The sequence below is a fragment of the Roseburia sp. OM04-10BH genome (assembly GCF_003462605.1).
In the GTDB taxonomy this organism is placed as follows: Bacteria; Bacillota; Clostridia; order Lachnospirales; family Lachnospiraceae; genus Roseburia_C; species Roseburia_C amylophila.
On the sequence record NZ_QTZI01000002.1, the window covers coordinates 188,115 to 214,715 of the forward strand.

Sequence of the window (26,601 nt, forward strand, 5' to 3'; positions counted from 1 at the left end):
CTGAGAATAGTTCTTTCTGCCTCTGATTTATCATATACTTTTGACAAATCTGCTTTTTCATGGAGGCTCCAATTGAAACCGTTGAAATCCATTTCAAATCCACTGATTGCCGGTACTCTCCTGCTTACTGTGACCGGACTTTCCAGCAGAGTAATCGGTTTCTTCTATAGAATATTCCTCTCCCGCATAATTGGTGCAGAAGGTCTTGGAATTTATCAGCTTATTTTTCCGGTTTTTGCCCTCTGTATTGCCTTCAGTTCCTCAGGCATCCAGACCGCTGTCTCCCGCTTTGTTGCTGCAGCCGACCATAAAAATACCGGCATGAGTTACCTCTATGCCGGTCTGGTTCTTTCTGTGGGAATTGCACTCTCACTTACTGTTATTCTGATTTCTTATTCTGATTTTATTGCCATTCATATTTTAGATGAAGCCCGTTGTGCTCTACTCCTTGTTATTCTTTCCTACTGCCTGATTCCTGCCAGTGTCCATGCCTGTATCAATGGTTATTATTATGGGAAGAAGAAAACTCTGGTGCCATCCGTAAGCCAGCTTATGGAGCAGGTTGTCCGGGTCTTAAGTGTCTATACACTTTATCTTATCTGCCTGGAAAAAAGTTATCCCATCACCCCATCCATTGCTGTCTGGGGTGTTGTCTGCGGTGAACTGGCCTCTTCACTCTTTTCCGTAAGCTGCCTTCATTTCCAAAAGTGCAGCAGGCATATAAAAAGAATTTTTAAGGAGCTTTCCCTCTTTGCGCTGCCCCTTACCACCAATCACGTAGCATATCACTTATTTTCCAGTATTGAAGCCATTCTGATTCCCATCTGCTTAAAAAAATATGGCTACAGCAATCAGGATGCCTTGAGCGTCTTCGGCATTTTTACCGGAATGGCAATGCCAATGATTCTTTTTCCCAATGTCCTTGTAAATTCTGTCTCGGTGCTGCTGATGCCTGCTATTTCAGAAGCCTATGCAAGAAAGGATTTTCACTTAATCCGCCGTACTATTAAAAAAACGGTGTTTTATTGTCTGCTTCTTGGCTTTTCCTGTACCTTCGGTTTTCTTCTGACTGGGAAATGGATTGGACAATTCGTTTTCCAGAACACATTAGCCGGCAGTTTCATACTCATATTAAGCTGGATCTGCCCTTTCCTCTATCTGTCCACCACCCTTACTTCCGTTCTTCACGGTCTAGGGAAACCGGGGCGTGCGTTCTACATTAATATGAGCGGCTGCACTTTACGCATTTTCTTTATCTATGCACTGATTCCAACATATGGCATCCGCTGCTACCTCTATGGCATGCTTGCAGGCGAACTGCTGACTACTTTTTTATCCTTTCTTGCGCTCCTTCGGTTTGCCAGAAAAAAATCGCAAAAAAACAGTCTGCTTTAGTCTATTGATTTTAAGGATTCTGCCATGTTGATACGTTCTAATTTGCCTGTCATCATACAGTTTACAATCCATGCAAAGCCCATCGTCAGCAAAACACTAAAGAGATAACTTACTGCATTAATCTGTACATTAAAGGATACCATATCAATCTGTATCTCACCCATTACAAAACGATGGAACCATTTTCCTAAAATCAGTCCCAGTCCGCAGCCGATAGCAGTTAAGACCATATTCTCACGAAACACATAAGATGCTGTTTCCTTTGGATAAAAGCCTAATACTTTAATGGTAGCTATCTCCCTCACCCGTTCCGTAATATTGATATTATTAAGATTATATAATACGATAAATGCCAGTGCTCCGGCACAGATAATAATGATAATGACAATATAATTCATACAGGACATCATCTGTGAAATCCGGCTTAACATATCGGAATTAACGGTTACTGCCGTCACACCATCTGCTTTCATCAGTGCCGCACTCACTTCATGAATATCTGACGCATCCGGCAGTCTCACATACACGTTTTTAAATACCACATCCCCAATCTGTTTTTCATAGGATTCCGGTGCAATGTATACATAATTATAAATATGATTCTCACAGATTCCGGTGACTTTTAAGTGCATCTCATTGTTGTCACTGTCACGCAGCAGAATCGTATCGCCTTTTTTGACTGCATAGGTTTCTGCCACTTTCTTCGAAAGTACTGCTTCTCCTTCTTTTGGATAAGCAATCGGCTCCTGTTTCTTTGTATGCAGCGAAATAAAGTCTCCTACTTCATCCGGATTTTCCACTGCCACCATATGAATCGACTTAGTTCCTTTATCTGTCACCAGGTCAATGGTCTTTTCCATGGCATACATGCCTGCTGCATTTTCCTTTTCCAATACAGAATCTAAAGATTTAAGGTCGGCCTCTCCCGGCATCTTTCCAGCTTTTAATGTAACTCCGATGTCGTAAAGCTGGATTTCTTCATACTGCTGGTCTGCCACTGCCACTACAGAATCCCTTACACCAAAGCCCATCACCAGCAATGCCGTACAGCCGCTGATTCCGATTACCATCATAAAGAAACGCTTCTTATAGCGGACAATATTTCTTACGGATACCTTCTGCAAGAATTTAAGTCTCTTCCAGATAAATGGTACATGCTCTAAGAATACACGTTTTCCGGCTTTTGGTGCTTTCGGCCGCATCAAATCTGCCGCCACTTCTTTTAACTCTTTATGGCAGGACAGCCAGGTCGTCCCAGCGGAGCAAAGTACTGCAACGGTAAGTGAAACCAGTGCCAGTGGCAGGTCAGACACATAATAAATCCCACCCATTTTATAGACAATTCCATAGGCTGTTATGATGACTAACGGGAAGAAATGGATTCCCAGCACATAGCCGATTAACGTTCCGCTGATGGCTGCAGAGCCGGAATAGAAAAGATATTTTCCCATTATCTTTCCTTCACTAAAACCCAGTGCCTTTAATACTCCAATCTGTGTCCGCTGTTCTTCCACCATACGATTCATGGTCGTCATGCAGATTAACGCTGCCACCAGAAAGAAGAATACCGGAAATACATTGGCAATTCCTTTTACTACACCGGAATCATTTTTCAGGCACACATAACCCACATTGGTATTCCGGTCCAGTACATAAGTCTCTGGTTTCTCGATTTCATCTATCTTACTCTGTGCATCTGCTATCTGGTCATCCGCATCCTGCATCTGCTCATCAAATTCACTCTGATTCTCCTGATACTGCAATAAGCCGTCTGCCAGCTCTGTTTCTGCAGCCTCAAGCTGATCTTCTTTTTCTTCTATCTGTTCTTTTGCTGCCGCAAGCTGCTTCTCCCCATCCGTAAGCTCTGCCTCGGCAGCTGCCAGTGCATTTTTTCCATCTTCTATCTGCTGCTTTGCGGCTGCCAGCTGGCTTTCCGCAGAAGAAAGCTGACCTGCGGCTGCTTCTAATTCCGCATTCTTTGCATTTAATTCTGCTTCTGCACCGGCAACCTCCGTTAAACCGGCTTCAATCTGTGCCAGCATCTCTTCATAGCCCGGAGTATTTTCCGTCAACTGCGCTTTTGCAGCCTCTAGGCTGTTTCTCTGATCCGTCACCTGCTGCTTTGCTGCCAAATAAGCATTCAATCCCTGCTCATACTCTGCCTTTTTTGCTGCCAGTGCACTTTCCTGCCCGGAAATCTGCTGCGATGCGCTCTCTAATTCTGCCGCCTTAGAAGACAATGCATCCTTCCCGGACTGCAGCTCCGATGCTTTAGCAGAAAGCTCGGTCTTTGCAGAAGCAATCTGATTTTTTCCATCGGAGATCTCTGTTTCTCCATCCGTAAGCTGCTGCTTTGCCGATTCTAATTCCGCTTCCGCTTCTGCCCGCTTTTCCTCTAACTCTTCCTTCTTCTCATCCAGTTCGTCCTGTGCGTCTTTTACAATCTTTTCATAACGGATATCTGCCTGTTCCTTTGTATAGGCCTCCCAGTCTGCTTCCTTTGCGTCCATATAGGAATCATACTCATCGGAATAGATGTCATAATCTTCATCAAATTTAATATAGATTTCTGTGTCATAATCTACTGCAAATCCATCTTTTAATATATAGGCAAATCCGCTGATTCTGCCATTTCCAATGGATGTATTGCCACGTTCAAACTGGATATAGCACGGTGACTGTACCAGTCCGGTAATCGTATATTCTTTGTATGCAAATTTATCTAAATCATCTGTTGTATTATTTTCCGAAAGAACCAGCTTGCTTCCAATGGCATCTTCTGAAAAAAGTGCGGAATCTACCACACATTCATCAGCAGACTGCGGCATTTCTCCGGCAATCAGCTTCAGTTTATTGACCTTCTCTGTGATGGAATGCATCTTGATAACGCGCTCATTTTCTCCGGCATCCTTATAAAGAACCTCTGCCGATATGGCACCCTCTGCCGCCCGGACATCTTCTTTTTCTGCCAGTGCTTCTACATTTTCTTCTGTAAAGCCAAGTGTGGATACCAGACGATAATCATAGAATTGCAAATCCTTTAAATAGACATCCGCAGAATGCACCATGACCGACTGGGTAATCTTAAGGCCGGAAAAAAATGCAACACCCAGTGCAATAATGGCAAGGATAGCAAAATATCTTCCAAAGCTTTTCTTTATCTCACGAAATGTATTTCTCTTCATCATGGATTTCATATTTCAAACCCTTTCTTTTCCACATGGACTACCATTCAATCTCATCGACATCCACGATATGTTCATTTTTCTCTATCTTTTGAATGGTTCCGCTCTTTACGGTAATGACACGGTCTGCCATTGCAGTCAGTGCCTGATTATGTGTAATTACAATGACGGTTTTGCCCTGTTTTCTGCAAGTATTCTGCAGCAGTTTTAAAACGGCTTTTCCGGTATTATAATCCAGTGCGCCTGTCGGTTCATCACAAAGCAGCACCTTCGGATTCTTTGCCAGTGCTCTCGCAATTGCCACTCTCTGCTGTTCTCCACCGGATAGCTGTGCCGGGAAATTGGCTTTCCGTTCACTTAAGCCCACCTCATCTAAAACTGTTGCTGCATCTAACGGTTCCTTGCAAATCTGTGCTGCAAGTTCAACATTTTCCAATGCTGTAAGATTCTGCACCAGATTATAAAACTGGAATACAAATCCCACATCATATCTCCGGTAACTGGTAAGCTGCCGCTTATTATATGCAGAGACTTCTTCTCCATCCAGATATACTTTTCCGGTGGTCAGATAATCCATTCCTCCCAATATATTTAATATTGTTGTCTTTCCTGCTCCGGACGCTCCTACGATAACGCAGAATTCTCCCTTTTCTATTTCAAAATTCACATCATGTAATGCTTCTATCGTAACTTCTCCGGTTTTATATACTTTACTTACATTCTGAAAGGATACAAATGCCATTTGATAGCTTCCTCCTTTTATTCTGGTTATTCAGGTGATTGTGCAAACGGGATAGCGAACTTTGTTCCAATTATATTACGCTGATGCGCAGGGGATTATCTTCCGCTATGAAATGCCATGGTTCTAAAATACGTGTTTTCCTTGTTGTTATAAAAACCGTCTTTCCAATGTTTGTCAGAAGAGCTACACGGTTCGTCGAAATACAGATGCCTGATAAGGGCTGTTTAGGGACACTTGGAATTTCGTCTGGCAACAGGCAACGCTGGTGCACGGATGCACCAGCGAGGCACAACTGAACAAGGATGTGAATTTGTGCCGGTTGCCAGATGCGATTACATATAATATCGAAATTCCCAGTGTCCCTTGCAGGCATTATGTGGCATCTGCCTTCGACGGACAGTGCAGCTATTCCGCCAAAGCAACCGGAAAGACAGTTTACAAACAAGAAAAACACGCATTCTAAGAACGATTGGCATTTCATATCGAATAAAGATAATCCCTCTGTGCATCCCGTAATATTTTCAGGACAAAATCTATCCCCTTCACAATCACCTGTTACATGCTTATTGTAATGGTAGCACAATCTTTTCACTTTTTGAAATTAAATTTTTCTAAAGTCAGGAAGTACGCTTTCCAAATTACACCTGCAAAACCTGCCACCAGCATTTTCTTATGAATGCCTGACAACGAAAAAATCCACTTTCTTAGAATCACAGTCAGAATCTGCTATTCTAAAAAAGTGGATTATACATTCAAATATCCGAAAAATTTTTTCTTATAACAACGGAGCTATCACTGCATCAAACATACAATTTAAACTCTCTTCATATATCTCCTGATACGTGCGGTGAAAAGTTTCAGTAATTGCCATTGCCTGCTTTGGTACTTCTTCGTAAAGTCCAAATGCCGCCTCATATACTTCCGGATTCTTATCGTAAAATGCTTCTGTCATGGCATTTTCAAATTCAAATCGTGCGCCCTTGGAAAGATGCTCTTTAAAATCCTCTTTCCGCACATTTTTCACATAATCATCCTGAAATATGTTTAAGCCTTCTGCCTTGACTAATTCCTCTAAGCCTTCTTTTACATCTTCGTAAGTCATGGTCTTGAAATTCTCTACAAAGAATTTGTCAAAGGTCTCCTTATCTGGAAACTGCTTTGTTAAGCTCTCCATCTCTTTTTCCTCCTGTCTTATACCGCATGCAAAATCATGCGTTCCCGATATACCACTTCCATATGGTCTAATACTCTTCTCGCCCGCTGATACTGGTTATAATGTGTGCTGATAACACAGACTTCCTTCGCCCCATTATAAGCAACTCTCTTATAAAATGGAACTCTCACCCAGTTCTGTGTAAATGGAATCTCATGGCTTACCAGTGTCCGCATCATCTGACTGCTGACTCTGGCATTGGTAGTTCTGCATAATTCCACATCCCGGTCAATATTTTTCCCCATGGTCTTCGGTTTGTTCTTCTTCATAATAATACCCTGTCTCCTTCTATTTGTCCATAATTTGAATCTCTACGGTCTTCCCCAGACAGCCTGCTACCTTCACTAGAAAATCCAGACTTGGATTATATCTTCCGCTCTCCAATCTGGAAATATTGGATTTCTTCGTGCCTGCCCGCTCTGCAAGCACTTCCTGGGTAATATGCTGTTCCTTGCGCACCGCCTTCAACTGACGCACCACATCCGAACGCGTCGACTGCTCCCTGCTCTTATTCTTCTCCATTTCTCACCTCAACAACTGTCTCTATGTTATCATATATGATAACTTATTGTCAACGAAAAAGAGCCTCAAAAAGGCTCTTTTTGAACTATTCTTCTATCTGACGCAGCACCTTGCGGAACTGGAAATAGAACAGTACAGACGTAAAGCTTACCGCCAGCACATCCGCTACCGGCTCTGCCATATAAACTGCCATTGCCTGATTGCCGGTAAAAATGTGCGGCATAATATAAATAAGCGGCAGTAATAATACGAATTTACGCATGACCGCTACAATAATGGAAGATACTGCTTTTCCCAGTGATGTAAATGCCATCTGACACGCCATCTGGATTCCGAATATCATAATTGCCATAAGATAAATCCGGAGTGCATTTCCCGTATATGCAATCAGTGCCTCATCCGAGGTAAACATGGCTGCAAATGCTCTTGGAAATGCCATCACCAATGCCCACAAAACAAAGGAAAATCCAACATCAATTTTCAATAATAAAAAATAGGCTTCTTTTACCCTGTCTGCTCTTTTGGCTCCATAATTATAGCTGATAATCGGCTGCGCTCCCTGACCCAATCCCTGTAACGGAAGTAGTGCAAACTGCATGACACTGGTTAATATGGTCATGGCTCCTACTGCCATATCTCCGCCATATCGTAATAACGAAGAATTAAAGCAGACTGAAATCACGCTCTCGCTTGCCTGCATAATAAACATTGCTGTTCCAAGTGCAATACTCGGCCAAATAATATTTGCCTGCAAAACCATATTTTTTCCTTTCAGGCGAAGATGCGTTTTCTTTCCGCATAAGAAAGCCAGCACCCAGATACAGGAACATGCCTGGGAAAGAACCGTTGCCAGCGCTGCTCCTTTTACACCCATTCCAAATCCAAAGATAAATACCGGATCCAGCACAATGTTAATCACTGCACCAATCAGTACCGACAGCATACTGGTTCTGGCAAATCCCTGCGCCGTAATAAATGCATTCATCCCCAGGGTCAACTGCACAAAAATCGTTCCTATAGCATAAATATTCATATAATCAGCAGCAAAAGAAATCGTATTTTCGCTGGCTCCAAATGCCAGAAGAAAGCCTCTGTTTCCAGCCAGCAGAAATGCAGTCAGTATCAGCGATACAATAATCTGGGTGCAAAAACAGTTCCCCAGCGTTTTTTCCGCCTTGTCCTTCTCTCCTTTTCCCATAAATATGGTTGCCCGTGGAGCACCACCATTGCTAATCAGTGCTGCAAACGCAGATACTACCATAATAAGCGGCATGCATACACCAACTCCGGTCAGTGCCATTGCACCATCCCCCGGAATATGGCCGATGTACATACGGTCTACTATGTTATACATCATATTAATCAACTGGGCTGCAACGGTAGGCAATGCCAGTTTTAATAACAGCTTTCCTACCGGTTCTGTTTCTAAAAATGTTCTGTCATTGGTCTGTTCCATGTAATTCTCCTTACCTTCTACTCGCGGAACTACGGGAAACACGCTTAGCGAGTTTCTCGAGTTATCGCGGTGCTCGCCAAATCTGAACAGAAAAGAAGTTCGCCAAAGCGAGCTTGGCTCCTTCTTTTCTCCCAGATTTTTCTCGCTACTCGCGTAAAAAAAGAACCGACCTGTAGTCGATTCTTTTCCAAAATATTAATGCCGGCAGCGGGACTTGAACCCGCACGTGGTTGCCCACAACAGATTTTGAGTCTGCCTCGTCTGCCATTCCGACACGCCGGCATTTATTCGGTTCCGTCGAACCGAACAAATGAAAGTTTATCATATTTTCTAATAGATTGCAAGTTTATTTTTCCGGGTCTTTCATATTTTTCAAAATATCAAAGCAGTCAAATGTTGCAAAATAATCCTTCGGTGTCTCTGCACGACGGATAAGCTGTACGGAGCCATCTTCCTTCAGAAGTAACTCAGCGGATTTTAATTTACCATTGTAGTTATAACCCATGGAATAACCATGTGCTCCGGTATCATGAATTACCAGATAATCGCCCATGTCAATCTTCGGTAACATACGGTCTACGGCAAATTTATCATTGTTCTCACAAAGAGAACCGGTTACATCATATTTGTGGTCGCATACGCTGTTGTCCTTGCCCAGCACGGTAATGTGATGATATGCACCATACATTGCAGGACGCATCAGGTTTACCGCACAGGCATCCACACCAATGTATTCCTTGTGTGTATGTTTCTCATGAATTGCCTGCGTCACAAGGCATCCATAAGGTGCTAACATAAAACGTCCCATCTCAGTATAGATAGCTACATCACCCATACCTGCCGGAACTAAAATTTCATCATAAACCTTGTGTACGCCTTCGCCGATAACACGGATGTCGTTTGGTTCCTGGTCTGGTGTATAGTTCACACCAACTCCACCGGAAAGGTTGATAAAGCTGATATGGCAGCCTACTTCTTCTTTTAATTTAACAGCTACTTCAAAAAGCTGTTTTGCAAGCATCGGATAATATTCGTTGGTTACGGTATTGCTTGCTAAGAATGCATGAATACCAAAATTCTTTGCACCTTTTTCTTTTAAAATCTTAAAGCCTTCAAATAACTGCTCCGTTGTAAATCCGTATTTTGCATCTCCCGGGTTATCCATGATACCGTTGCTCATTTTGAACACTCCGCCCGGATTATATCTGCAGCTGATGGTCTCCGGAATCTTACCGATTGTCTTCTCTAAGAAGTCGATATGGGTAAAGTCATCCAGGTTGATGATTGCGCCAATCTTGTCTGCAAATTTATATTCATATGCAGGGGTATCATTGGAAGAAAACATAATATGCTTTCCGTCAAATCCCTGGGAATCAGCTAACATCAGCTCTGTCTGGGATGCACAGTCGCAGCCGCAGTCATACTCTTTTAAAATATTTAAGATAAATGGGTTCGGAGTTGCTTTTACTGCAAAATACTCACGAAATCCCGGATTCCATGCAAATGCTTCTTTTACTGCCTTTGCATTTTCACGGATGCCTTTTTCATCATAAAGGTGAAACGGGGTTGGATATGTCTTTACAATTTCTTCAATCTGTTCTTTTGTCACAAATGGTTCTTTCTTCATAATAGTTAGTCTCCTTCTCGCCTGCAGGCTTCCCGCCGCAGACCTCTTGCCTCAGCTAAGTAGTATTCTAAAATTCCCATTGTGACTTGTCAACCCGTCATTATCATTTTTATATTGTATCTTAAGACTTTTTCTCAATTATGATTCATTTCCCACATGATGTGGAAATGTCAGCGTCACTTTAAAGAAATCCCCATCGATAAGCAGCCCGAACGTTCCATTCATAAGTTCTGTCAGGCTCCGTGCGATAGATAATCCAAGGCCGCTGCCTTCCGTATTTCTGGAGCTGTCTCCCCGGACAAAGCGTTCCTGCAGTTCCTCTCCCGTCATATGCAAAGGACTCTTTGAAATATTTCGAAACACGATGGAAACATTTCTCTCATCCTGCTCTAAGTCAAGATATACTCTGGTTCCCGGCTGTGCATATTTATAAATATTGCTCAGCAGATTATCAAAAACTCTCCACAGATGTCTTCCATCTGCCAGAACAGAAAGTTCTTCTTCGGGATGATGAATCACAAGCTCTAAATTCTTTGCCTGCAGCCGTTCCTCATATTCGCCCGCTGCCTGTGTCAGTAATACCTCCGGCACACATTTTTCCCTGTTGACCTTTAACACACCGGAAGATGCCTTGGATGCTTCAATTAAATCTTCAATTAATTTCTTTAACCGGGCAGACTGTCGTGTCAGCACTTCTAAGTATTCCTGCACCTTCGGATTTTCCACATCCTCTTTGGTCAGCAAATCCACATAATTAATAATAGAAGTAAGCGGTGTTTTAATGTCATGGGATACATTGGTAATCAGCTCTGTTTTAAAATGCTCGCTCTTCATCCGCTCATCCAGTGCTGTCTGCATTCCGCTTCCAATCTGATTCAGATGCTCTGCATAATTTTTAAATTCTCCACGCATATGGCTGGTGTCCATCTGATAATCATAGTCACCCTCTGCAATCTTCTCACCACCCTGCTTCAACTGATTGAGATTTGCCAGTATGATGCAGAATATCAGGAAAAGTGCTACCTTTTCTACCAGAAATACCAGAAAAATCCACTCCCAGTTGTAACTGTCTTCCAGCATCAGAACACCGATAAATTCTATGAAAGTAATGCCCAGTGCAATCACTACACCTTTATAAATAAACGGCATATGCTTTTTAATATAAGACAATGCCTGTTTCAGCCATTTTACAAACCGGCATAACAGCGTGTTGCTCCACAGCGTCTTTGTCTTATGCCTTACTGAGCAGCTCATGAGAAATACTAAAAGCAGGGTTGCTGTCAATACTGCCAGTATCACAATGGCAGCAAAGGAGCCTATGTCCGTTCCGTAAAATCCCCATATGTTTCCAAAAAATCCTGCCACACAGGCTGCAACGATATAAAGCATCAGTCCATAGAGTTCCAGCGGAATCTTATCGATAAAACTTCTCTGTATTCTGCCCTCTTCATCCTTCTTTCCGGCAGTCCGTACCAGCGTAACCAGTAAAATAACTGCTCCAATTGTACTTACTGCAAGTACCGCAAAGATTGCATAGCGGGTCTTATATGCAAAATCAATATATTTCATTTTAAAATACAAATCATCATGATAAGTCAAATCCCCCAGCGGGAAGAATGCCACTGCATAAATATCACCTCTTGAAAGATTTGCATCCTGTTCTTCTACTTCCGTAAATATCTGCTCCGGACTGTTTAAAACATCTATGGAAATTCCCGGATAACAATAACTGTCATAATTTCCCACGATTGCCATGTATTCCGGAATGACGCTTGCCAGACTTCCGTTTTCTATGGTACAGATTCGTTCCACGGAAGTATCTACACTCTTTTTAAATACATAAAAATTAAAGTTCGTCTCATCAGCCAGGCTGTATGCACAAGACCGCGCATCCTCTATATCATAATTTACAAAGTCTGAAAAAATTTCTGCTGCCAGATAGGAACCAATCTGCTCCTGAAAGTCTGCCGCTGTTTCCTCCTGGCTGTTTCGATAGATCTGGCTGTCTATCATTTCCAGCGTAAATACTGCAGATAAAAATACAATTGAAGTCAGTAAAATAAATGCAATGACTGCGCTTGCTCTTCTGATGCTTCTTTTTTTCTTTTTCATGGTGTGTTTCCTCTTTCCATCTTATAGCCCTGTCCCCACACCACTTTTAAATATCGTGGATTTGCAGGGTCATACTCTAATTTTTCCCGAAGATGGCGAATATGCACTGCCACTGTACTTTCTGAGCCAAACGGCGCATCTTTCCATACTTTGCGATAGATATCCTTTGGGGAAAATACAACTCCGGGCTGTTCCATAAACAGTTTCAAAATATCATACTCTGTAGGGGTAAGACTCACCGCATCTCCGTCCAGCGTCACAACCTTGGCACTGTCATCTAATTCAATGCCACCGATGGCAAGATTCTTCTTTGTCATGTTTCCACCTCCCAGCTGCATATAACGGCGCAGCTGGGATTTTACTCTTGCCTGGACCTCCACCGGATTAAATGGCTTGGTAATATAATCATCTGCTCCCACCATAAGTCCTAAAACCTTATCGTTGTCTTCACTTTTTGCAGTCAGGAAAATCACAGGGACATTGCTGTTCTCACGAATCTTCACCATGGTCTGGATGCCGTCCATTTCCGGCATCATAATATCCATGAGCACAAGATGTATCTCTGTTTTCTGCATCATTTCAATTGCTTCCCGACCGTTATAAGCCTCGTAAATTCCATAGCCATCCGATGCAAGATAGATTTTTAACGCGGACACGATATCCGGTTCATCATCACATATCAATATGTTATACATTTTCTTTTCCCCTTTCCAAGTACACCATTATTGTATCGAATGAACCTTTAAGAACCAAGGCACCAAGTCTTTAAGATTTCTTTAACATCACGCAAATACTGTCTGTATTAACACCATATAAAGCACGGTTCCCACACCGATGCTCAGTAAATTATTTCTTTTCCACACATGTAAAACGATAACTACGAAAACTGCAATAAATTCTGGCAGACCAAATGGAAACTTCACTACATTTACTGCCTTTAAGCAATAAATAACAAGCATTCCCACAACTGCAGGCGGCAGCACTTTTCCAAGATATTTTACGATTTCCGGGATTTCTTTTTTCCCACTGAATAATACAAACGGAATTGCCCTTGTTGTAAATACAACCAATCCGCAAACCACAATAATTAATAATGACCGTTCCACGCTAATCGGCATTTTCCGCTACCTCCTTTTCTTCCATCACCTTACGACCGGATAACAGAATTATCATAATACAAATCATGGATGGCAGAATGAAATTATCACTGCCAAAGATAAGCAGGCAGATAAGGGATGCTGCAATTCCGGTCAGCGCCGGCAAATGATTCCTGCTGGTCAGCCACTGCTCCACAAAAATTACGACAAACAATGCTGTCATGGCAAAATCAATACCCGTTGTGTCAAACGGAATCAGCGTTCCGGCAATGGCTCCGATGGCAGAGCCAATAATCCAGTAAAGCTGGTCTAACAACGCAATGGAAAATAGGAATTTGTGTTCATCCACGCCCTCCGGCACTTTTGTAATAAAGAATAAGGAATAGGTCTCATCTGTCAGGGAAAAAATCATATATAATTTCTTTTTTCCCATATCACGGAATTTTTCTATTAAAGACAGTCCATAAAAGACATGCCGGATATTTACCATAAATTCTAAGAATATAATCTGCAGGAAACTGACTCCCGGTGCAAAGAAATTAACCGCCAGATACTGTCCGCTTCCGGCGTACACCAAGATACTCATCAGGATTGCCCAAAGAAAATTGTAGCCTTTTTCCTGATACATCACGCCAAATGCAATTCCTATAAAAAGATAACCTGTCAATACCGGTATCGTATACGGAAATGCTGCTTTCACTGCTTTGACATAGCCATTTTGTTTCATTCTGTAATCCTTCTTTCTAATTCGCCCTTTCTACATCAAACACAATAACTCTACAATATGAGACTTCAAAAAACAAGTTTTTTATGCTATACTAGAATAAATTGTAATTTTAATACACAGCCTGGAATTCGCATCTTAATGAGAAAGAAGAATTTCAGATTATGAAAGGAGTTCTATCCATGCAGATTGATCCGATTACCGCTGCGCTTGGAAGTACCGCTGCTTCCACAACCTCTGTAAACGGTGTAAATAATTTTGAATCCTATTTAAATAATGCAGGCAACAATTCCCTTGCATCTATCTTTCAAAAAGCCTCCGATACCTATGGTGTCTCTGTTTCTCTTCTGACCGCCATGGCAAAGCAGGAATCCAATTTTCAGGCAAATGCCACTTCCAAATCAGGAGCCATGGGCATCATGCAGCTAATGCCTTCCACTGCTTCTTATTTTGGCTGTACCGACCCTTATGACCCGGAACAGAATATTATGGCAGGTGCCAAATATATCAGCGAGCTTTTAAATAAATACAACGGAGATACCTCCCTTGCTCTTGCTGCCTACAATGCAGGCAGCGGAAACGTAGCAAAATACGGTGGAATTCCTCCATTTAAAGAAACCCAGAATTATGTAGCCAAAATCACCGGCTATATGCAGGAAGGTGTCACTCTTCCGGACGGAACAGCCGTTGCTGCAAGTGCAAACAGCAATGCTGCCTACAATGCAGGCACTGCAGATAATTCCCTTTCTGTTGACCAGTGGGATTCCCTTGAGCAGAATGCCCTGCAGGATATTCTTGACCGCTTCTTTAATTATGATGACTATTTACGGTTTTTGAATATGTTTATGAAATTTATGTAAGATGACTGCAAAAATGCAACCCGGATATTTGTTGCTTCCTAAAAGCATAGTTTTAGGGGCATTACAAATATCCGGGTTGTTTTTTTTTGCGGATTCCTGGAGGAGCTGGGAATTCTGGCTTCGCTGACTCTCGTCAGGGTAAAAGGCTGGCATTTCTGCGGTTTTTTACCCAATTCAAAGATTCTTACAGTTCCTTCATCATTTCCTGTACTAACTTTGCACAATGCTCTGCTGCTTTCTTTTCAAAAGTTGGATAATCCTCCTGTGCAGAGCCATCTGCTTTATCTGAAATTGCACGAATGACTACATATGGGATGTTATTTAAAGTTGCTGCCTGCGCGATGGAGGCTCCCTCCATCTCCGTACAGTCAGGATGAAATTCTGCAATTAATGCATCCTTTATCTCTTTGCTGGAAATAAACTGGTCTCCACTTACTACGCGGCCTTCTGTTACATGAATATCCGGATTTACTTTTTTACATACCTCTACGGCAGTCTTACACAACTTTTCATCTGCCACAAAAGCAAGCTGCTCTAATCCCGGAATCTGTCCTTTTGCATAGCCTAATGGTGTCACATCCATGTCATGTTGAATAGCATCCTTAGATACTAAAATATCTCCGATATCTAATACAGAATTCAAAGAGCCTGCTACACCGGTATTGATAATATGTGTTACATCATATAAATCTGCAAGAATCTGCACGCACATTGCTGCATTTACTTTTCCTACACCGCACTGTACCACTACTACCGGCATTCCTTTTAAATTACCCTCATGAAATTCCATGCCGGCTTTCTTTGTAATCTGGTCTGTATCCATATTTTTCTTTAATGTTGCTACTTCTAATTCCATAGCACCGATAATTCCGATTTTACTCATGTTTTCTTTCCTCTTTCTGCTAATTTCCTACTTATGCATTACGCAATACATTTTTCATATCTGCTTTAAAGCAAATTTTCCAAGTATCCTCTACGCCGGATAATTCAGGTGTGCATCATCAATATGATAGAGCACATTATTTAAATAGCGGTCTGCCAGATAGTTTGCCATACCAAGGTTCATATCAAGATAGTTGCCGCAGTCTTTTGGACTTGCGCCCGGTACCTCACCTTTAAAGTCACGGATGAACTCAAACATGCGAATCATCAGTGGCACGATATCTTTGGATGTATAGTCTCCCGCCAGCAATAAATAAAAGCCGGTCCGGCAGCCCATTGGTCCAAAATACACGGTCTTGCTGGCATACTCTGCGTCATTTCTTAAAAAGGTTGCGCCAAGATGCTCTATGGTATGCACCTCTGCGGTATTCATAACCGGTTCATCATTTGGTGATGTCATTCTTAAATCAAAAGTTGTTACTGTACTGTCTCCTACTGCATCCTTTCTTGATACATAGACACCCGGCTGCAGTTTAATATGGTCAATTGTAAAGCTTGCGATTTTCTCCATGTGCTTCTTCCTTCTTTCTCTTTTTTCAGAGTAAATTTATCATGCATTTTCTGTTGTGTCAAATTTTCTAACAGTCCCCCCAGATTTCTCTTGCTACTCACCTGCAGAACCTGCCACCGGCAGCTTCTTACGGATGCGTTGCAGCGTAAAAAAGTAAGATGCATACCCGATACCTGCTGTACGCATCTTACTCTTTATCTCCGCCATCCTTTATGCGGTAATATTTTTTCCGTTTTCCTGAATGCACTTTGCATACCAGTAATAGCTGTCTTTTGGGATTCGCTTAAAATCTCCGCTGCCATCATCATGTCTGTCCACATAAATGAGTCCGTAACGCTTCTTCATTTCGCCGGTTCCGGCACTGACAAGATCCATGGCTGACCAGATGGTATAGCCGAACAGGTCTACACCGTCCTTGATTGCCTCGCCCATTGCTGCGATATGGTCATTGAGATAGGAAATACGGTAATCATCGTGGATGCTTCCATCTGCATCGACTTCATCCGGTGCCCCAAATCCATTTTCCACTACCATCATCGGAAGATGATATCGGTCCCACAGCTCATTTAGTGTATAACGCAGTCCCTTCGGGTCTATCTGCCAGCCCCATTCACTGGCGGTCAGATACGGATTCTTGGCTCCCTCCAAAAGATTTCCATCGGTCTGCTCTGCTGCGACATCTATCGTAGCGCAGTTTGTCATATAATAACTGAAGGTGTAGAAGTCCACACAGCCTGCTTTTAATATTGCATCATCCTCCGGCTCCTTCTGAAGCGTAATTTGATGTTCTTTAAAATAACGGTTCATATAGGACGGATAACTGCCGAACACGGCTACATCTCCGGCAAATTTATTTAATAGCCGGTCTTTGTGCTGGCACTCTAACATATCTTCCGGCCGGCAGGTCAGCGGATACTGCGTAATGTGTCCAATCATACAGCCCACTTTTATTTCCGGGCTGATTTTCCTTGCTTCTATCACCGTTTTTGCTCCGGCAACAAACTGGTGATGTAATGCCTGGAATCTTACTTTTTCGTCTACGGTCATGGATTTAAGAGAAATAAATGCTTTCCCGCCGAGATATTTTCCATCAAGCAGCCCCAGCGACTTATAAGCACCCATTGGCATTACGCCAAAGTTAATCTCGTTAAATAAAAGCCAGTAATGTACCTCCTCTTTAAAATAATTCATTACACAACAGGCATAACGAACAAAATCATCAATTACTTCCCGGTTTGCAAAACCGCCCTTTTCTTTTACCAGATACCATGGCATTTCAAAGTGGCTTAAGGTCACCACCGGCTCTATGCCATGGGATTTGCACAGGGCAAAAATATTCTTATAAAAGGAAAGTCCTTCCTGATTTGGCTCCTCTTCGCATCCGGTTGGAAAAATTCTTGCCCAGCTGATACTCATGCGATAACATTTGCAGCCCATCTCCGCCAAAAGGCGGATATCTTCCTCATAATGATGATAATGGTCTACCGCATCATGGCTCGGATAGAATGCTCCTTCTTCCATGGTACTGCGAAACATCCGTGGCTTTCCGATTCCACCACCTTTGACATAGTCCTGTATGGTAAGTCCTTTTCCTCCTTCTAAATATCCTCCCTCGCACTGGTTCGCAGCCGTCGCCACGCCCCACAAAAAATTGTCTGGAAATTCCACTTACACTCCCCCTATCGCTCTATTTTCCTTCCGAGGAATTCACCCAGCCGCTCATCAGAATATATGAGATTTACAGTCTGATAAAAATGCTGATAGCCGTCTCCTGCAAAAGAATGGAATGGTGCATCCTTTTTATAATTCTCCTGCAGTTCCCATTCGAAACAGTCTATCAAATCTGTCAGATAATTTTTCTGAATCGGAATAATGTCATGTGCCGGATAAATTTTATAATCCTCTGTTACTTTTAATGCCAGCTCCTTCAAGCTGTGAAGTGTACTCCGGAAGGGAGCCTGCACATCATTTCCCTGAAAATGCCAGATGTTGTGTGCAGATATCTGGTCTCCGGAAAAAAGCCATTTTTTCTCTTCTTCCAGAAGCATAATATGTCCATAGCTATGTCCCGGCGTATGTAATACCGTAAATTCAATATCTCCCAGCGAAATCTTGTCTCCATGACAGAGAAAATGAGGTTTCGTCTTACTGCTGATTCTCCACTCCGGGAACTCTTCCGGTATCAGTTCTTTTGTCCAGGGCATTTTATTTACCCTGTAATCCATTGCTTTTTTACGCATCTCTGTAGTGTCATTCCAAAGAAGCTTTCCCCAGTCCAGCGGATGTATCCACACTTCATCAAACCATTTGCTTCCAAGACCATGATCCGGGTCACCGTGGCTTAACACCAGCATAACCGGCAAATCTGTAATTGTACGAACCAGTGGCATGATATTTTCATAGCCATAGCCAATGTCAAAGAGCATTGCCTTATCACTTCCTATAACAAGATAACAATGCACACTCTCTGTCTCCGTAATCACATAAAGCTGATCCGATATTTTTTCCACTACATTCAGACTTTTTTCCATTAAGCTGCTTCCTCTCCATAAATGCTGTCATCAAATCCTAACACCCAGGTTGATACAAAGCTTACTACAATGGTAATTGCTGCTGCAGCAATTGCAAAATAGAAGTTACTCATCGTTCCATCTGGATTTAAGAAAATCGGCATTGTAAAGAAGGATGGAGCGCCGAAGCTGTATACTCTTACGCTGAAGATTGCACAGAAGATTGCGTTTACGATACATGCAATCCAGGTAGCAACCAAAGGTTTCTTCATTCGTACACAGATTCCATAAAGGGTAGGCTCTGTAACTCCTGCCAGGAATGCTGTAATTGCACAGGAAGATGCCAGTGTACGAAGGTTTTTATTTTTAGTTTTTAACATACAAGCTAATGCTACACCGAACTGTGAGAAGTTCATTCCGATAAATGCAACGAATAACATATTATCATATCCTGCTGTTGCAAACATGGACATTACAAGCGGAATCAATGCAAGATGCATTCCGGTTAATACTAAAAGTGGTGCAAGACAGCCAACAATTAATACAGAAGACCAAGGTGCTACGTTATTGATTGCGGTCAGTGCTTTGCATAAAAGGTCTCCACAATAGCTTCCGATTGGTCCGGTAATACATAACATAACTGGAATCATGATAATAACAGACAGTAACGGTTTAAATACAAATTTAACTGCTGCTGGAACAATTTTAACTACCAGCTTCTCTACATAGCTGAAGATCCAGATGGTTAAAATAATCGGAATTACGGTAGAGCTGTAATTTACTGTTTTCACCGGCAGTCCGAAAAGTGATACAAAGCTTCCCTGCTCCGTTAATCCAATCAATGTCGGACTAATCATAATTGCACCAAGGAAAACACTGGTCATAATATCACAGCCGAATTTCTTGGCAGAAGTATATGCCAGTAATACCGGCAGGAAATATAATGCTGCATTTCCAACCATGCTGATGATGGTATAGGTTGTGCCTTCTGTACTCAGTCCGCACTTGGTTAAAATAATCAGTAATGCTGAAATCAATCCACTACACATAATCAGTGGAATTGCCGGTCCTAAAATGGCAGAAAGCACATTGAGAATTTTTGATACAATTCCATTTTTCTCCGGTGCTGCATCTGCTTTTTCAACCTTCTTGCCATCACTGCTGTTTTCAATCTTATGCTTTGCTACAATTGCAGCATAAGCGGATGCTACATCATTTCCAATGATAACCTGAACACCGCCAACACTTTCTACTACGCCCATGACATCCGGCAGCTTCTTGATTCCTTCCAGGTCTGCCTTAGACATATCTGCAAGCTGAAAACGAAGTCTTGTAGCACAGTGAAACAGCTTGGTAATATTTTGTTCTCCTCCCAGCCGGGTAATAATTTCATCTCCCAGCTTCTCATAATTTTTTCCCATAAAGATTCTCCTTTCATAAATAACCCGCATTTATTTTGTTAAGCTTATTATACCGTGCTTTTATGTTTCAGGAAATTTATACTTTTGCGTCACTAATAGCGAAATCCTCTACCTAGCTCTGTCCACCTAACAGCTCTTTTACATAGTCAAAGAATTCTATCATATCCCCTTCTCCGCCATAATGTGCTGCAATAACTTCTGTAATCTGCTTACCGCCATAAGAAAATGGTTTTTTAAGATAAATGCGATAAATCTTATTTCTGCCATCCTGCTCATGGTCAATCATAGAAAGACGGTTGCTTCCGATGGTCTCCTTCGACACCTTCTGTTCCTGATATTCATAGCCGATTCTTTTCTTTAAATCATCAAAGTCTGCCACTTCTTCTATCAGATACAGACTGTCCTTTGTGCCATATTTTTTCCGGAGCTTTTCTTCCTTTTCCTTCCAGTAGTTATTTTCAAGCTTATCAACATTTCTCCCCAGCCGCATAATCTGCTCATTGTCTGCAAAAAGGTCGAGATAAGTAAAGGAAGCATCCTTTAATACCAGCTCCTTTTCCGATGTAATCCGAAGCTGGTAATTCCTGCAATACCGCTCCATTCTCTGTTCAAATAAATATTCCGGGATAACTGTTATCTCACTGATCCGCTCCCCTAAGAAGCCTTTTAATTTATTCTGCACATTATAAATGCTGCTGGCACTCTGGTCACTGATAAATAAAATATCCGGCTTTCTTCTGTTGCGTTCAATGGCTGATGCAAAATAAAGCACCAGATAGCCCATTTCCGCATCCGGAATCTCTGTATTTAAAACAGGACTTAAACAAGTTCTTAAAAGATGCATTTCCAGCGGATACCGCTTCGCCATTTCTTTGGTATGATTACCGATATTATTACGTCCATTCTGAATCCGGAGTTCCATTCTTGACACATGGTCTGATAAAACCTCTAAAAGGTCCCGCTCCACCTGCAATTTAAGTCCGGTTTCCTCCTGCACCCGCTGGATAAATTCTTCCAATTTCTGCAGCATATCCAGTTGAATGTCCGTCTCCTTACAGACCATATTCAATTCCTTTAAGCGTGCCTCTACATTCTGCATTTCCATTTCCTGAAAATGATATCCGCAGACTTTCTCTATCTCTTCCACCAGCTCCATTGCCAGTCTGCCCGGGCAGTTGCTGCCGTCCTCCCCTTCTGTTACTAAAAATCCCATCCGGCTTCGCATCATGCACACTGCCAGATAACGTGCAAAATCATGATAGGCTTCTCCTGATACGATAAACTGATTTCTGGTAAATATTTCTGCCAGCACTGCCTGTAACTTCTTCTGATTTTCTGCAAACTGCTCCATCTCTTCTTCCGAAAACAACATATGATAATCCTGTCTGCTCTGCATGGTCTTCATGCACATGATTCTCTTTACATTCTCCGATGCCTGAATCTTAAGTCCATATTGTCCGGATACCAAAAGATTTGCCCCCGGCGTGCGGCTTATAATCCGCTTTACCTGCGGCAGGTCAGAAGTTACAGATGACCGGGAAAAAAATAATCGCTCAGAAATCGTTCCAATACTGGTATACTCCTTTTCAAACAGCAGCAAAGTAATAATCTGCTTGGAATGCACATAGTTCTCCTGTCCGTAACTTTTCTGTTCCTGCTCTAATGCAATCTTATTTTTCAAAAGATACCCCAGCCGATTATTAGACTGTATCAGAGGCTCTCCTGACTGTTTCTCATTGATTGCCCTAATATCCATCTGCAGTGTCCTGCTGCTCACCCCGATATTTTCCCGCAGAAGGGAACCGCTCATCCAGTCATCTGCGCTTTTTAAGATCGCTATAATCTTTAACTGTCTGTCTGTATACATTTCATCCTATCTCCTGATTTTCTTCCATTCTTCTATCAGCCGCTCCAGACTCCATGCAGCATTGGCAGGACTGGTGGACGGCAGCTTGCAGATTTCTGCCTTATCCTTACAGGAACAGTATTTCATAAATAATTCGTATGCTTTTGCGCCATTTAGGAAAACAGCCTCGATGGGAGCCTCCGTTAACAGCCGTTCAATATCATTTGCCACAACATTTGTTATGCTGCTGTCTGAAGATCCTGCTATGTCGCAGGATGCAATAACATCCCAGATAGCAATATGATTTTCAAGAAGAAATGCCTTCTTTTCTTCTATCGTCTCCGGGACCTCACAGCCGCATACTGCCGCCGTTACTTTCCAGAAGCGGTTTCTCGGATGGCCGTAGTAAAACCGGTTCTCTCTCGACTTGACCGACGGGAACGTGCCTAAGATTAATACTCTGGATTTTTTATCGTATACCGGGGCAAAAGTATGCATAACATGTTCTGTCTCCATCTTGTTTTCTCCTTTATAAAATGCTACACTAAAAAAGTTGAATTACCTTTACTATAAAATAGAATGACAAAATAATCAATTTTAAAGGACGATAATCATTATGTATATTCAATTAAATGGTCAGATTCTCTATTATGAAAAATATGGCGAAGGGCAGCCTTTCCTGCTGGTGCATGGAAATGGCGAAACCCACGAAATTTTTGATGTACTGATTCCGGAGCTTGCCGAACATTACACCGTTTATGCCATCGATTCCAGAGGTCATGGTCTTTCTGCTTCTCCAAAAGAACTTCATTACATGGATATGGCAGACGACATGGCAGCTTTTATTGATGCCTTAGAATTAAAGGCCCCTCTCTTTTATGGTTTCAGTGACGGCGGTATCGTCGGACTTCTCTTAGCTTCGAAATACCCGGATAAGCTCTCCAAGCTTATGATCAGCGGTGCAAACCTGACGCCAAAGGACATCAAAGGAAGAGACTACCGCCGCATCCGCAGGGAATGCAAAAAGAATCCGAATCCTTTTTCCACAATGATGCTCAATGAGCCAGATATCCAGCCGGTGGACTTACATAAAATCAAGATTCCAACCCTTGTCTTAGCCGGTGAAAAAGATTTAATCAAGAAAAAGGTTACAAAAAAGATTGCAGAAAATATTGAGCATGCCACTCTGGTTATTGTTCCGGGAGAAGGTCATGGAAGTTATATTGAACACAGTGATAAATTATATCCGCTTCTGTACTCTTTTTTAAACAAATAATCCATTGCAAACTCGGATTGCTGTGCTATAATAATTGCAGACTAAAATGAAAAAGGAGCTATTATGGAACATCTGATTATACCAAAAAATTATCAGTCTCAACTTAACCTGCATGATACACAGATTGCGATTAAAACAGTGAAAGATTTCTTCCAGAATCTGCTTTCCCTGCGTTTAAACCTTTCCCGTGTTTCAGCACCACTTTTCGTTGACCCTGATTCCGGATTAAATGATAACTTAAATGGTGTGGAGCGTCCGGTTACGTTCACCATCAAAGAACAGAATGAGCGTAAAGCAGAAGTTGTTCACTCTCTTGCTAAATGGAAACGTTATGCCTTAAAGCATTATGATTTCAAAGAGGGCGAAGGTCTTTACACCGATATGAATGCTATCCGCCGCGATGAGATTGCAGATAATATCCACTCTATCTTCGTAGACCAGTGGGACTGGGAAAAAGTCATTGCAAAGAAAGACCGCAGCATGGAAACTTTAAAAGATACTGTCCGTACTGTATACAAATGTCTTCGTAAAACAGAAAAATATATGGCTATCCAGTACGATTATATTGAAGAGATTCTTCCGCATGATATCTTCTTCATTACCACTCAGGAATTAGAGGATATGTTCCCTGAAAATACTCCAAAGGAGCGTGAATATTACATAACCAAGGCAAAGGGTGCTGTCTGCATCTTACAGATTGGTGATGTCTTAGAATCCGGCGAGCGTCATGACGGACGTGCCCCGGACTACGATGACTGGTCTTTAAATGCCGACATCTTAGTATACTATCCTGTCCTTGATATTGCACTGGAATTATCTTCCATGGGAATCCGTGTAGACAAGGTTGCACTGCTCTCACAGCTTGATAAAGCAGGCTGCCCGGAACGTGCTAAGCTTCCTTTCCAGAAAGCAATCATTGATGGCAAACTTCCATATACCATCGGTGGAGGAATCGGACAGTCCCGTATCTGTATGTTCTTCCTTCGTAAGGCCCATATCGGAGAAGTCCAGTCTTCTCTCTGGCCGGAAGACATGTGCAAGGCTGCAGCAGATGCAGGTATCCAGTTATTGTAAAATGAACTATGCGTAAATATTAAATCCCCGGTATCATATCTTTTTCGGATATGATACCGGGGATTTCTTATTTTGTAATTATATGCGTGCCCAACTCTACTCTGCACGGATTACATCATGCATATCATACATTCCGGCAGGTTTTCCCTTTAAGAACTTTGCTGCTTCTACAGCTCCTTTCCCAAAGATTGCCTTAGAATATGCCGTATGCTTAAATTCAATCACTTCATCAGTTCCTGCGAAGATTACTTCATGTTCACCAACAATGCTTCCTCCACGGACTGCCTGAATACCGATTTCTTTTGCATCTCTCTTCTTCCGCTCACTGCTCCTGTCTAATTTATAGGAATAGGTATTGTCCATAGCTTCATTCATGGCATCTGCTAATGCAAGAGCAGTTCCACTCGGCGCATCCAGCTTCTGGTTATGATGTTTCTCTACGATTTCCACATCAAAGCCGGCAGGTGCAAGCTTCTTTATAGCAGTCTGCAATAAATCCATTAAGGTATTGATTCCAAGTGACATATTGGCAGATTTTAAAATTGCAGTCTCTTTGCTGGTCTCAGTAACTTTCGCCAGCTGGTCTTCGGATAAACCGGTGGTGCAAAGTACCAGCGGAAGCTTCTTCTCGCCACAGTAATTTAACAGTTCATCTACTGCCTTCGCATTTGAAAAATCAATCACAACATCTGCTGCAATCTGGCATTCCCGGATGGTCTTATATACCGGATAATCATTTTTCTTTTCATCATAGGTATCAATTCCGGCTACAATTTTCACATCTTCGTCCTGCGCAATCAGGCCGGTTATTACCTGACCCATTTTTCCATTACAGCCATGCATGATTACTTTTGTCATCTCTATCATCTCCAGTTTCTTATACTAATTTTAATCCATATGTACGCATTGCCTGAATCAGTCTCTCCTTATTGGCTGGCTCCATCTCGCAAAGCGGGGAACGAAGCGGTCCGACGTTCTTGCCCATAAGATTTAATGCTTCTTTTACCGGAATCGGGTTTACTTCACAGAATAATGCATCAATCAATGGAAGGGCTTCTCTCTGTAACTGATTTGCTGTTGCAAGGTCGCCTTTGAAGAAGCTTTCACACATATTATGCACTTTTGCCGGAGCAAGGTTTGCCCATACGGAAATTACTCCGATTCCGCCAATGGACATAAGTGGTACAACCAGTCCGTCTTCTCCGGAATATAAATCAAGCTTTCCATCGGTTAAGTACATGGTCTTAGATGCCTGTGCAAGGTTACCGGTTGCTTCTTTTAATCCAACAATATTTTCCTGGGTGCGGAATAATTCTGCAACTGTCTCCGGCAGAAGGTTACATCCGGTTCTTCCCGGTACATTATACATAATAATCGGAAGTCTTGTTTCCTGTGCAATCTTAGAATAATGTCCGATTAAACCTTTCTGTGTTGCCTTATTATAATATGGAGTTACGATAAGTGCTCCGTCTGCTCCTGCTTCTTCTGCTTCTTGGGTCAACTGGATTGCTGTCTCCGTTGAGTTAGAACCGGTTCCTGCTACTACCGGAACTCTGTGTTTGGCAAATTCTACTGCTGCACAGATTACTTTGTGATGTTCTTCCATGGATAAGGTAGAACTCTCTCCGGTTGTTCCTGCGATTACGATACAGTCTGTACCTTCAGAAATCTGTTCTTCAATTAATTCTGCTAATTTGTCATAGTTAACTTCTTCATTTGCTTTCATTGGGGTTACAATTGCAACTCCGGAACCTTTGTAAATAGACATGTTCTTTTTCCTCCACTTTATAAGTATCTTATTTATTGTATGAAGATATCGTTTGTTTTGCCCACATTATATGTATTAAAAAAACCGACTCACCAGGAGCCGGCTCATATTCCATTTGAAATAATATGGATCATACCGATAGCGCCCCATCTTATTACAAGATGACAGTCATGAACTTCTTCAATCCATGCCCAAGATTATTCTTTGCAGGAAAAATAACCTTTCGGCGTGTTCCCCTTTCCTTATGTCTTCTTCTATGTCTGCCATATCCGACCAAGTACTCTTGTCTCACGCAACCTCTACCTTCATATATTAAATTT

Annotated in this window: 24 protein-coding genes, 1 tRNA gene and 1 riboswitch; of the genes, 4 read left to right on the forward strand and 21 right to left on the reverse strand. The window is 42.1% G+C overall.

Annotation, left to right across the window (positions count from 1 at the left end):
* Positions 1-72 precede the first annotated feature (72 nt).
* A complete protein-coding gene (locus DXB43_RS03285; protein WP_117946758.1) occupies positions 73-1,395 on the forward strand; it encodes a polysaccharide biosynthesis protein in 1,323 nt (440 codons plus the stop codon).
* Here DXB43_RS03285 and DXB43_RS03290 read toward each other — a convergent pair.
* The 12 genes from DXB43_RS03290 to DXB43_RS03345 all read right to left on the reverse strand — a co-directional run bounded on the left by DXB43_RS03290 (position 1,392) and on the right by DXB43_RS03345 (position 14,076).
* Positions 1,392-4,592, reverse strand: a complete 3,201-nt coding sequence (locus DXB43_RS03290; protein ID WP_243006630.1) for an ABC transporter permease — start codon at positions 4,590-4,592, stop codon at positions 1,392-1,394. The two genes, DXB43_RS03285 and DXB43_RS03290, sit on opposite strands and share 4 nt — an antisense overlap.
* A gap of 28 nt (positions 4,593-4,620) precedes the next feature.
* Positions 4,621-5,322 carry an ABC transporter ATP-binding protein gene (locus DXB43_RS03295; RefSeq protein ID WP_117840773.1) on the reverse strand — a complete coding sequence of 234 codons (702 nt, stop codon included), beginning with the start codon at positions 5,320-5,322 and terminating at the stop codon, positions 4,621-4,623.
* 775 nt (positions 5,323-6,097) lie between these two features.
* Complete coding sequence (locus tag DXB43_RS03300; protein WP_022242417.1) at positions 6,098-6,496, reverse strand: hypothetical protein; 399 nt, start codon at positions 6,494-6,496, stop codon at positions 6,098-6,100.
* A 17-nt stretch (positions 6,497-6,513) separates the two neighbouring features.
* The gene (locus DXB43_RS03305; protein ID WP_022242418.1) at positions 6,514-6,804 is read right to left on the reverse strand and encodes a hypothetical protein; all 291 of its coding nucleotides are present in this window, start codon (positions 6,802-6,804) and stop codon (positions 6,514-6,516) included.
* A 19-nt stretch (positions 6,805-6,823) separates the two neighbouring features.
* A complete protein-coding gene (locus DXB43_RS03310; protein WP_022242419.1) occupies positions 6,824-7,057 on the reverse strand; it encodes a helix-turn-helix domain-containing protein in 234 nt (77 codons plus the stop codon).
* Positions 7,058-7,142: 85 nt separating this feature from the next.
* Positions 7,143-8,513 carry an MATE family efflux transporter gene (locus DXB43_RS03315; protein ID WP_117696893.1) on the reverse strand — a complete coding sequence of 457 codons (1,371 nt, stop codon included), beginning with the start codon at positions 8,511-8,513 and terminating at the stop codon, positions 7,143-7,145.
* A 199-nt stretch (positions 8,514-8,712) separates the two neighbouring features.
* Positions 8,713-8,795 (reverse strand) — tRNA-Leu (locus DXB43_RS03320).
* A 64-nt stretch (positions 8,796-8,859) separates the two neighbouring features.
* Positions 8,860-10,140: a diaminopimelate decarboxylase gene (locus DXB43_RS03325; RefSeq protein WP_022242696.1), complete on the reverse strand. Its 1,281-nt coding sequence runs from the start codon at positions 10,138-10,140 to the stop codon at positions 8,860-8,862.
* 138 nt (positions 10,141-10,278) lie between these two features.
* Positions 10,279-12,252: a sensor histidine kinase gene (locus DXB43_RS03330; protein WP_117946760.1), complete on the reverse strand. Its 1,974-nt coding sequence runs from the start codon at positions 12,250-12,252 to the stop codon at positions 10,279-10,281.
* Positions 12,249-12,947, reverse strand: a complete 699-nt coding sequence (locus DXB43_RS03335; protein ID WP_022242694.1) for a response regulator transcription factor — start codon at positions 12,945-12,947, stop codon at positions 12,249-12,251. Before DXB43_RS03335 ends, DXB43_RS03330 begins: the two co-directional genes overlap by 4 nt.
* Positions 12,948-13,034: 87 nt before the next feature.
* Positions 13,035-13,370: a branched-chain amino acid transporter permease gene (locus DXB43_RS03340; protein WP_022242693.1), complete on the reverse strand. Its 336-nt coding sequence runs from the start codon at positions 13,368-13,370 to the stop codon at positions 13,035-13,037.
* Complete coding sequence (locus DXB43_RS03345; RefSeq protein WP_022242692.1) at positions 13,360-14,076, reverse strand: AzlC family ABC transporter permease; 717 nt, start codon at positions 14,074-14,076, stop codon at positions 13,360-13,362. Before DXB43_RS03345 ends, DXB43_RS03340 begins: the two co-directional genes overlap by 11 nt.
* Positions 14,077-14,255: 179 nt before the next feature.
* Here DXB43_RS03345 and DXB43_RS03350 point away from each other — a divergent pair, with 179 nt between their 5' ends.
* Positions 14,256-14,933 (forward strand): lytic transglycosylase domain-containing protein, encoded by a 678-nt coding sequence (locus tag DXB43_RS03350; protein WP_243006631.1) that lies wholly within the window; start codon positions 14,256-14,258, stop codon positions 14,931-14,933.
* Positions 14,934-15,117: 184 nt separating this feature from the next.
* On the opposite strand, the gene DXB43_RS03355 is transcribed toward DXB43_RS03350, so the two are convergent.
* The 7 genes from DXB43_RS03355 to DXB43_RS03385 form a co-directional block, all read right to left on the reverse strand.
* On the reverse strand, positions 15,118-15,816 hold the full coding sequence (locus tag DXB43_RS03355; RefSeq protein ID WP_117840768.1) for a 5'-methylthioadenosine/adenosylhomocysteine nucleosidase: 699 nt from the start codon (positions 15,814-15,816) through the stop codon (positions 15,118-15,120).
* A 90-nt stretch (positions 15,817-15,906) separates the two neighbouring features.
* Complete coding sequence (locus tag DXB43_RS03360; protein ID WP_117946762.1) at positions 15,907-16,386, reverse strand: S-ribosylhomocysteine lyase; 480 nt, start codon at positions 16,384-16,386, stop codon at positions 15,907-15,909.
* Between the two features lie 210 nt (positions 16,387-16,596).
* Entirely contained in the window at positions 16,597-18,054 is a 1,458-nt protein-coding gene (locus DXB43_RS03365; RefSeq protein WP_117946764.1) for a glycoside hydrolase family 1 protein, read from the reverse strand.
* An 11-nt stretch (positions 18,055-18,065) separates the two neighbouring features.
* A complete protein-coding gene (locus DXB43_RS03370; RefSeq protein ID WP_117696761.1) occupies positions 18,066-18,917 on the reverse strand; it encodes an MBL fold metallo-hydrolase in 852 nt (283 codons plus the stop codon).
* Positions 18,917-20,317, reverse strand: a complete 1,401-nt coding sequence (locus tag DXB43_RS03375) for a PTS transporter subunit EIIC (RefSeq protein ID WP_158567187.1) — start codon at positions 20,315-20,317, stop codon at positions 18,917-18,919. Before DXB43_RS03375 ends, DXB43_RS03370 begins: the two co-directional genes overlap by 1 nt.
* A gap of 112 nt (positions 20,318-20,429) precedes the next feature.
* The gene (locus DXB43_RS03380) at positions 20,430-22,184 is read right to left on the reverse strand and encodes a BglG family transcription antiterminator (RefSeq protein ID WP_117946768.1); all 1,755 of its coding nucleotides are present in this window, start codon (positions 22,182-22,184) and stop codon (positions 20,430-20,432) included.
* Between the two features lie 6 nt (positions 22,185-22,190).
* Positions 22,191-22,679: a DNA-deoxyinosine glycosylase gene (locus DXB43_RS03385; RefSeq protein WP_117696752.1), complete on the reverse strand. Its 489-nt coding sequence runs from the start codon at positions 22,677-22,679 to the stop codon at positions 22,191-22,193.
* 100 nt (positions 22,680-22,779) lie between these two features.
* Between DXB43_RS03385 and DXB43_RS03390 the strand changes: the two genes are divergently transcribed.
* Both DXB43_RS03390 and asnA read left to right on the forward strand, forming a co-directional pair.
* Complete coding sequence (locus tag DXB43_RS03390; protein ID WP_022242683.1) at positions 22,780-23,439, forward strand: alpha/beta fold hydrolase; 660 nt, start codon at positions 22,780-22,782, stop codon at positions 23,437-23,439.
* Between the two features lie 63 nt (positions 23,440-23,502).
* Entirely contained in the window at positions 23,503-24,513 is a 1,011-nt protein-coding gene (gene asnA / locus DXB43_RS03395; protein WP_117696745.1) for an aspartate--ammonia ligase, read from the forward strand.
* A 96-nt stretch (positions 24,514-24,609) separates the two neighbouring features.
* Here asnA and dapB read toward each other — a convergent pair whose 3' ends face one another.
* On the reverse strand, positions 24,610-25,371 hold the full coding sequence (dapB, locus tag DXB43_RS03400; RefSeq protein WP_022242681.1) for a 4-hydroxy-tetrahydrodipicolinate reductase: 762 nt from the start codon (positions 25,369-25,371) through the stop codon (positions 24,610-24,612).
* 19 nt (positions 25,372-25,390) lie between these two features.
* A complete protein-coding gene (dapA, locus tag DXB43_RS03405) occupies positions 25,391-26,281 on the reverse strand; it encodes a 4-hydroxy-tetrahydrodipicolinate synthase (protein WP_117840761.1) in 891 nt (296 codons plus the stop codon).
* Between the two features lie 131 nt (positions 26,282-26,412).
* A riboswitch (Lysine riboswitch) is annotated at positions 26,413-26,591 on the reverse strand.
* Positions 26,592-26,601 lie beyond the last annotated feature (10 nt).

What these genes read in the sequence shown, in the direction of transcription:
- asnA (WP_117696745.1), top strand. Translation starts at nt 23,503, where the DNA reads ATGGAACATCTGATTATACCAAAAAATTATCAGTCTCAACTTAACCTG.
- DXB43_RS03310 (WP_022242419.1), bottom strand. Translation starts at nt 7,057, where the DNA reads ATGGAGAAGAATAAGAGCAGGGAGCAGTCGACGCGTTCGGATGTGGTG.
- DXB43_RS03300 (WP_022242417.1), bottom strand. Translation starts at nt 6,496, where the DNA reads ATGGAGAGCTTAACAAAGCAGTTTCCAGATAAGGAGACCTTTGACAAA.
- DXB43_RS03385 (WP_117696752.1), bottom strand. Translation starts at nt 22,679, where the DNA reads ATGGAGACAGAACATGTTATGCATACTTTTGCCCCGGTATACGATAAA.
- dapA (WP_117840761.1), bottom strand. Translation starts at nt 26,281, where the DNA reads ATGTCTATTTACAAAGGTTCCGGAGTTGCAATTGTAACCCCAATGAAA.
- DXB43_RS03390 (WP_022242683.1), top strand. Translation starts at nt 22,780, where the DNA reads ATGTATATTCAATTAAATGGTCAGATTCTCTATTATGAAAAATATGGC.
- DXB43_RS03290 (WP_243006630.1), bottom strand. Translation starts at nt 4,592, where the DNA reads ATGAAATCCATGATGAAGAGAAATACATTTCGTGAGATAAAGAAAAGC.
- DXB43_RS03330 (WP_117946760.1), bottom strand. Translation starts at nt 12,252, where the DNA reads ATGAAAAAGAAAAAAAGAAGCATCAGAAGAGCAAGCGCAGTCATTGCA.
- DXB43_RS03305 (WP_022242418.1), bottom strand. Translation starts at nt 6,804, where the DNA reads ATGAAGAAGAACAAACCGAAGACCATGGGGAAAAATATTGACCGGGAT.
- DXB43_RS03370 (WP_117696761.1), bottom strand. Translation starts at nt 18,917, where the DNA reads ATGGAAAAAAGTCTGAATGTAGTGGAAAAAATATCGGATCAGCTTTAT.
- DXB43_RS03355 (WP_117840768.1), bottom strand. Translation starts at nt 15,816, where the DNA reads ATGAGTAAAATCGGAATTATCGGTGCTATGGAATTAGAAGTAGCAACA.
- DXB43_RS03380 (WP_117946768.1), bottom strand. Translation starts at nt 22,184, where the DNA reads ATGTATACAGACAGACAGTTAAAGATTATAGCGATCTTAAAAAGCGCA.
- DXB43_RS03345 (WP_022242692.1), bottom strand. Translation starts at nt 14,076, where the DNA reads ATGAAACAAAATGGCTATGTCAAAGCAGTGAAAGCAGCATTTCCGTAT.
- DXB43_RS03315 (WP_117696893.1), bottom strand. Translation starts at nt 8,513, where the DNA reads ATGGAACAGACCAATGACAGAACATTTTTAGAAACAGAACCGGTAGGA.
- DXB43_RS03375 (WP_158567187.1), bottom strand. Translation starts at nt 20,317, where the DNA reads ATGGGAAAAAATTATGAGAAGCTGGGAGATGAAATTATTACCCGGCTG.
- DXB43_RS03325 (WP_022242696.1), bottom strand. Translation starts at nt 10,140, where the DNA reads ATGAAGAAAGAACCATTTGTGACAAAAGAACAGATTGAAGAAATTGTA.
- DXB43_RS03350 (WP_243006631.1), top strand. Translation starts at nt 14,256, where the DNA reads ATGCAGATTGATCCGATTACCGCTGCGCTTGGAAGTACCGCTGCTTCC.
- DXB43_RS03295 (WP_117840773.1), bottom strand. Translation starts at nt 5,322, where the DNA reads ATGGCATTTGTATCCTTTCAGAATGTAAGTAAAGTATATAAAACCGGA.
- DXB43_RS03340 (WP_022242693.1), bottom strand. Translation starts at nt 13,370, where the DNA reads ATGCCGATTAGCGTGGAACGGTCATTATTAATTATTGTGGTTTGCGGA.
- DXB43_RS03335 (WP_022242694.1), bottom strand. Translation starts at nt 12,947, where the DNA reads ATGTATAACATATTGATATGTGATGATGAACCGGATATCGTGTCCGCG.
- dapB (WP_022242681.1), bottom strand. Translation starts at nt 25,371, where the DNA reads ATGACAAAAGTAATCATGCATGGCTGTAATGGAAAAATGGGTCAGGTA.
- DXB43_RS03360 (WP_117946762.1), bottom strand. Translation starts at nt 16,386, where the DNA reads ATGGAGAAAATCGCAAGCTTTACAATTGACCATATTAAACTGCAGCCG.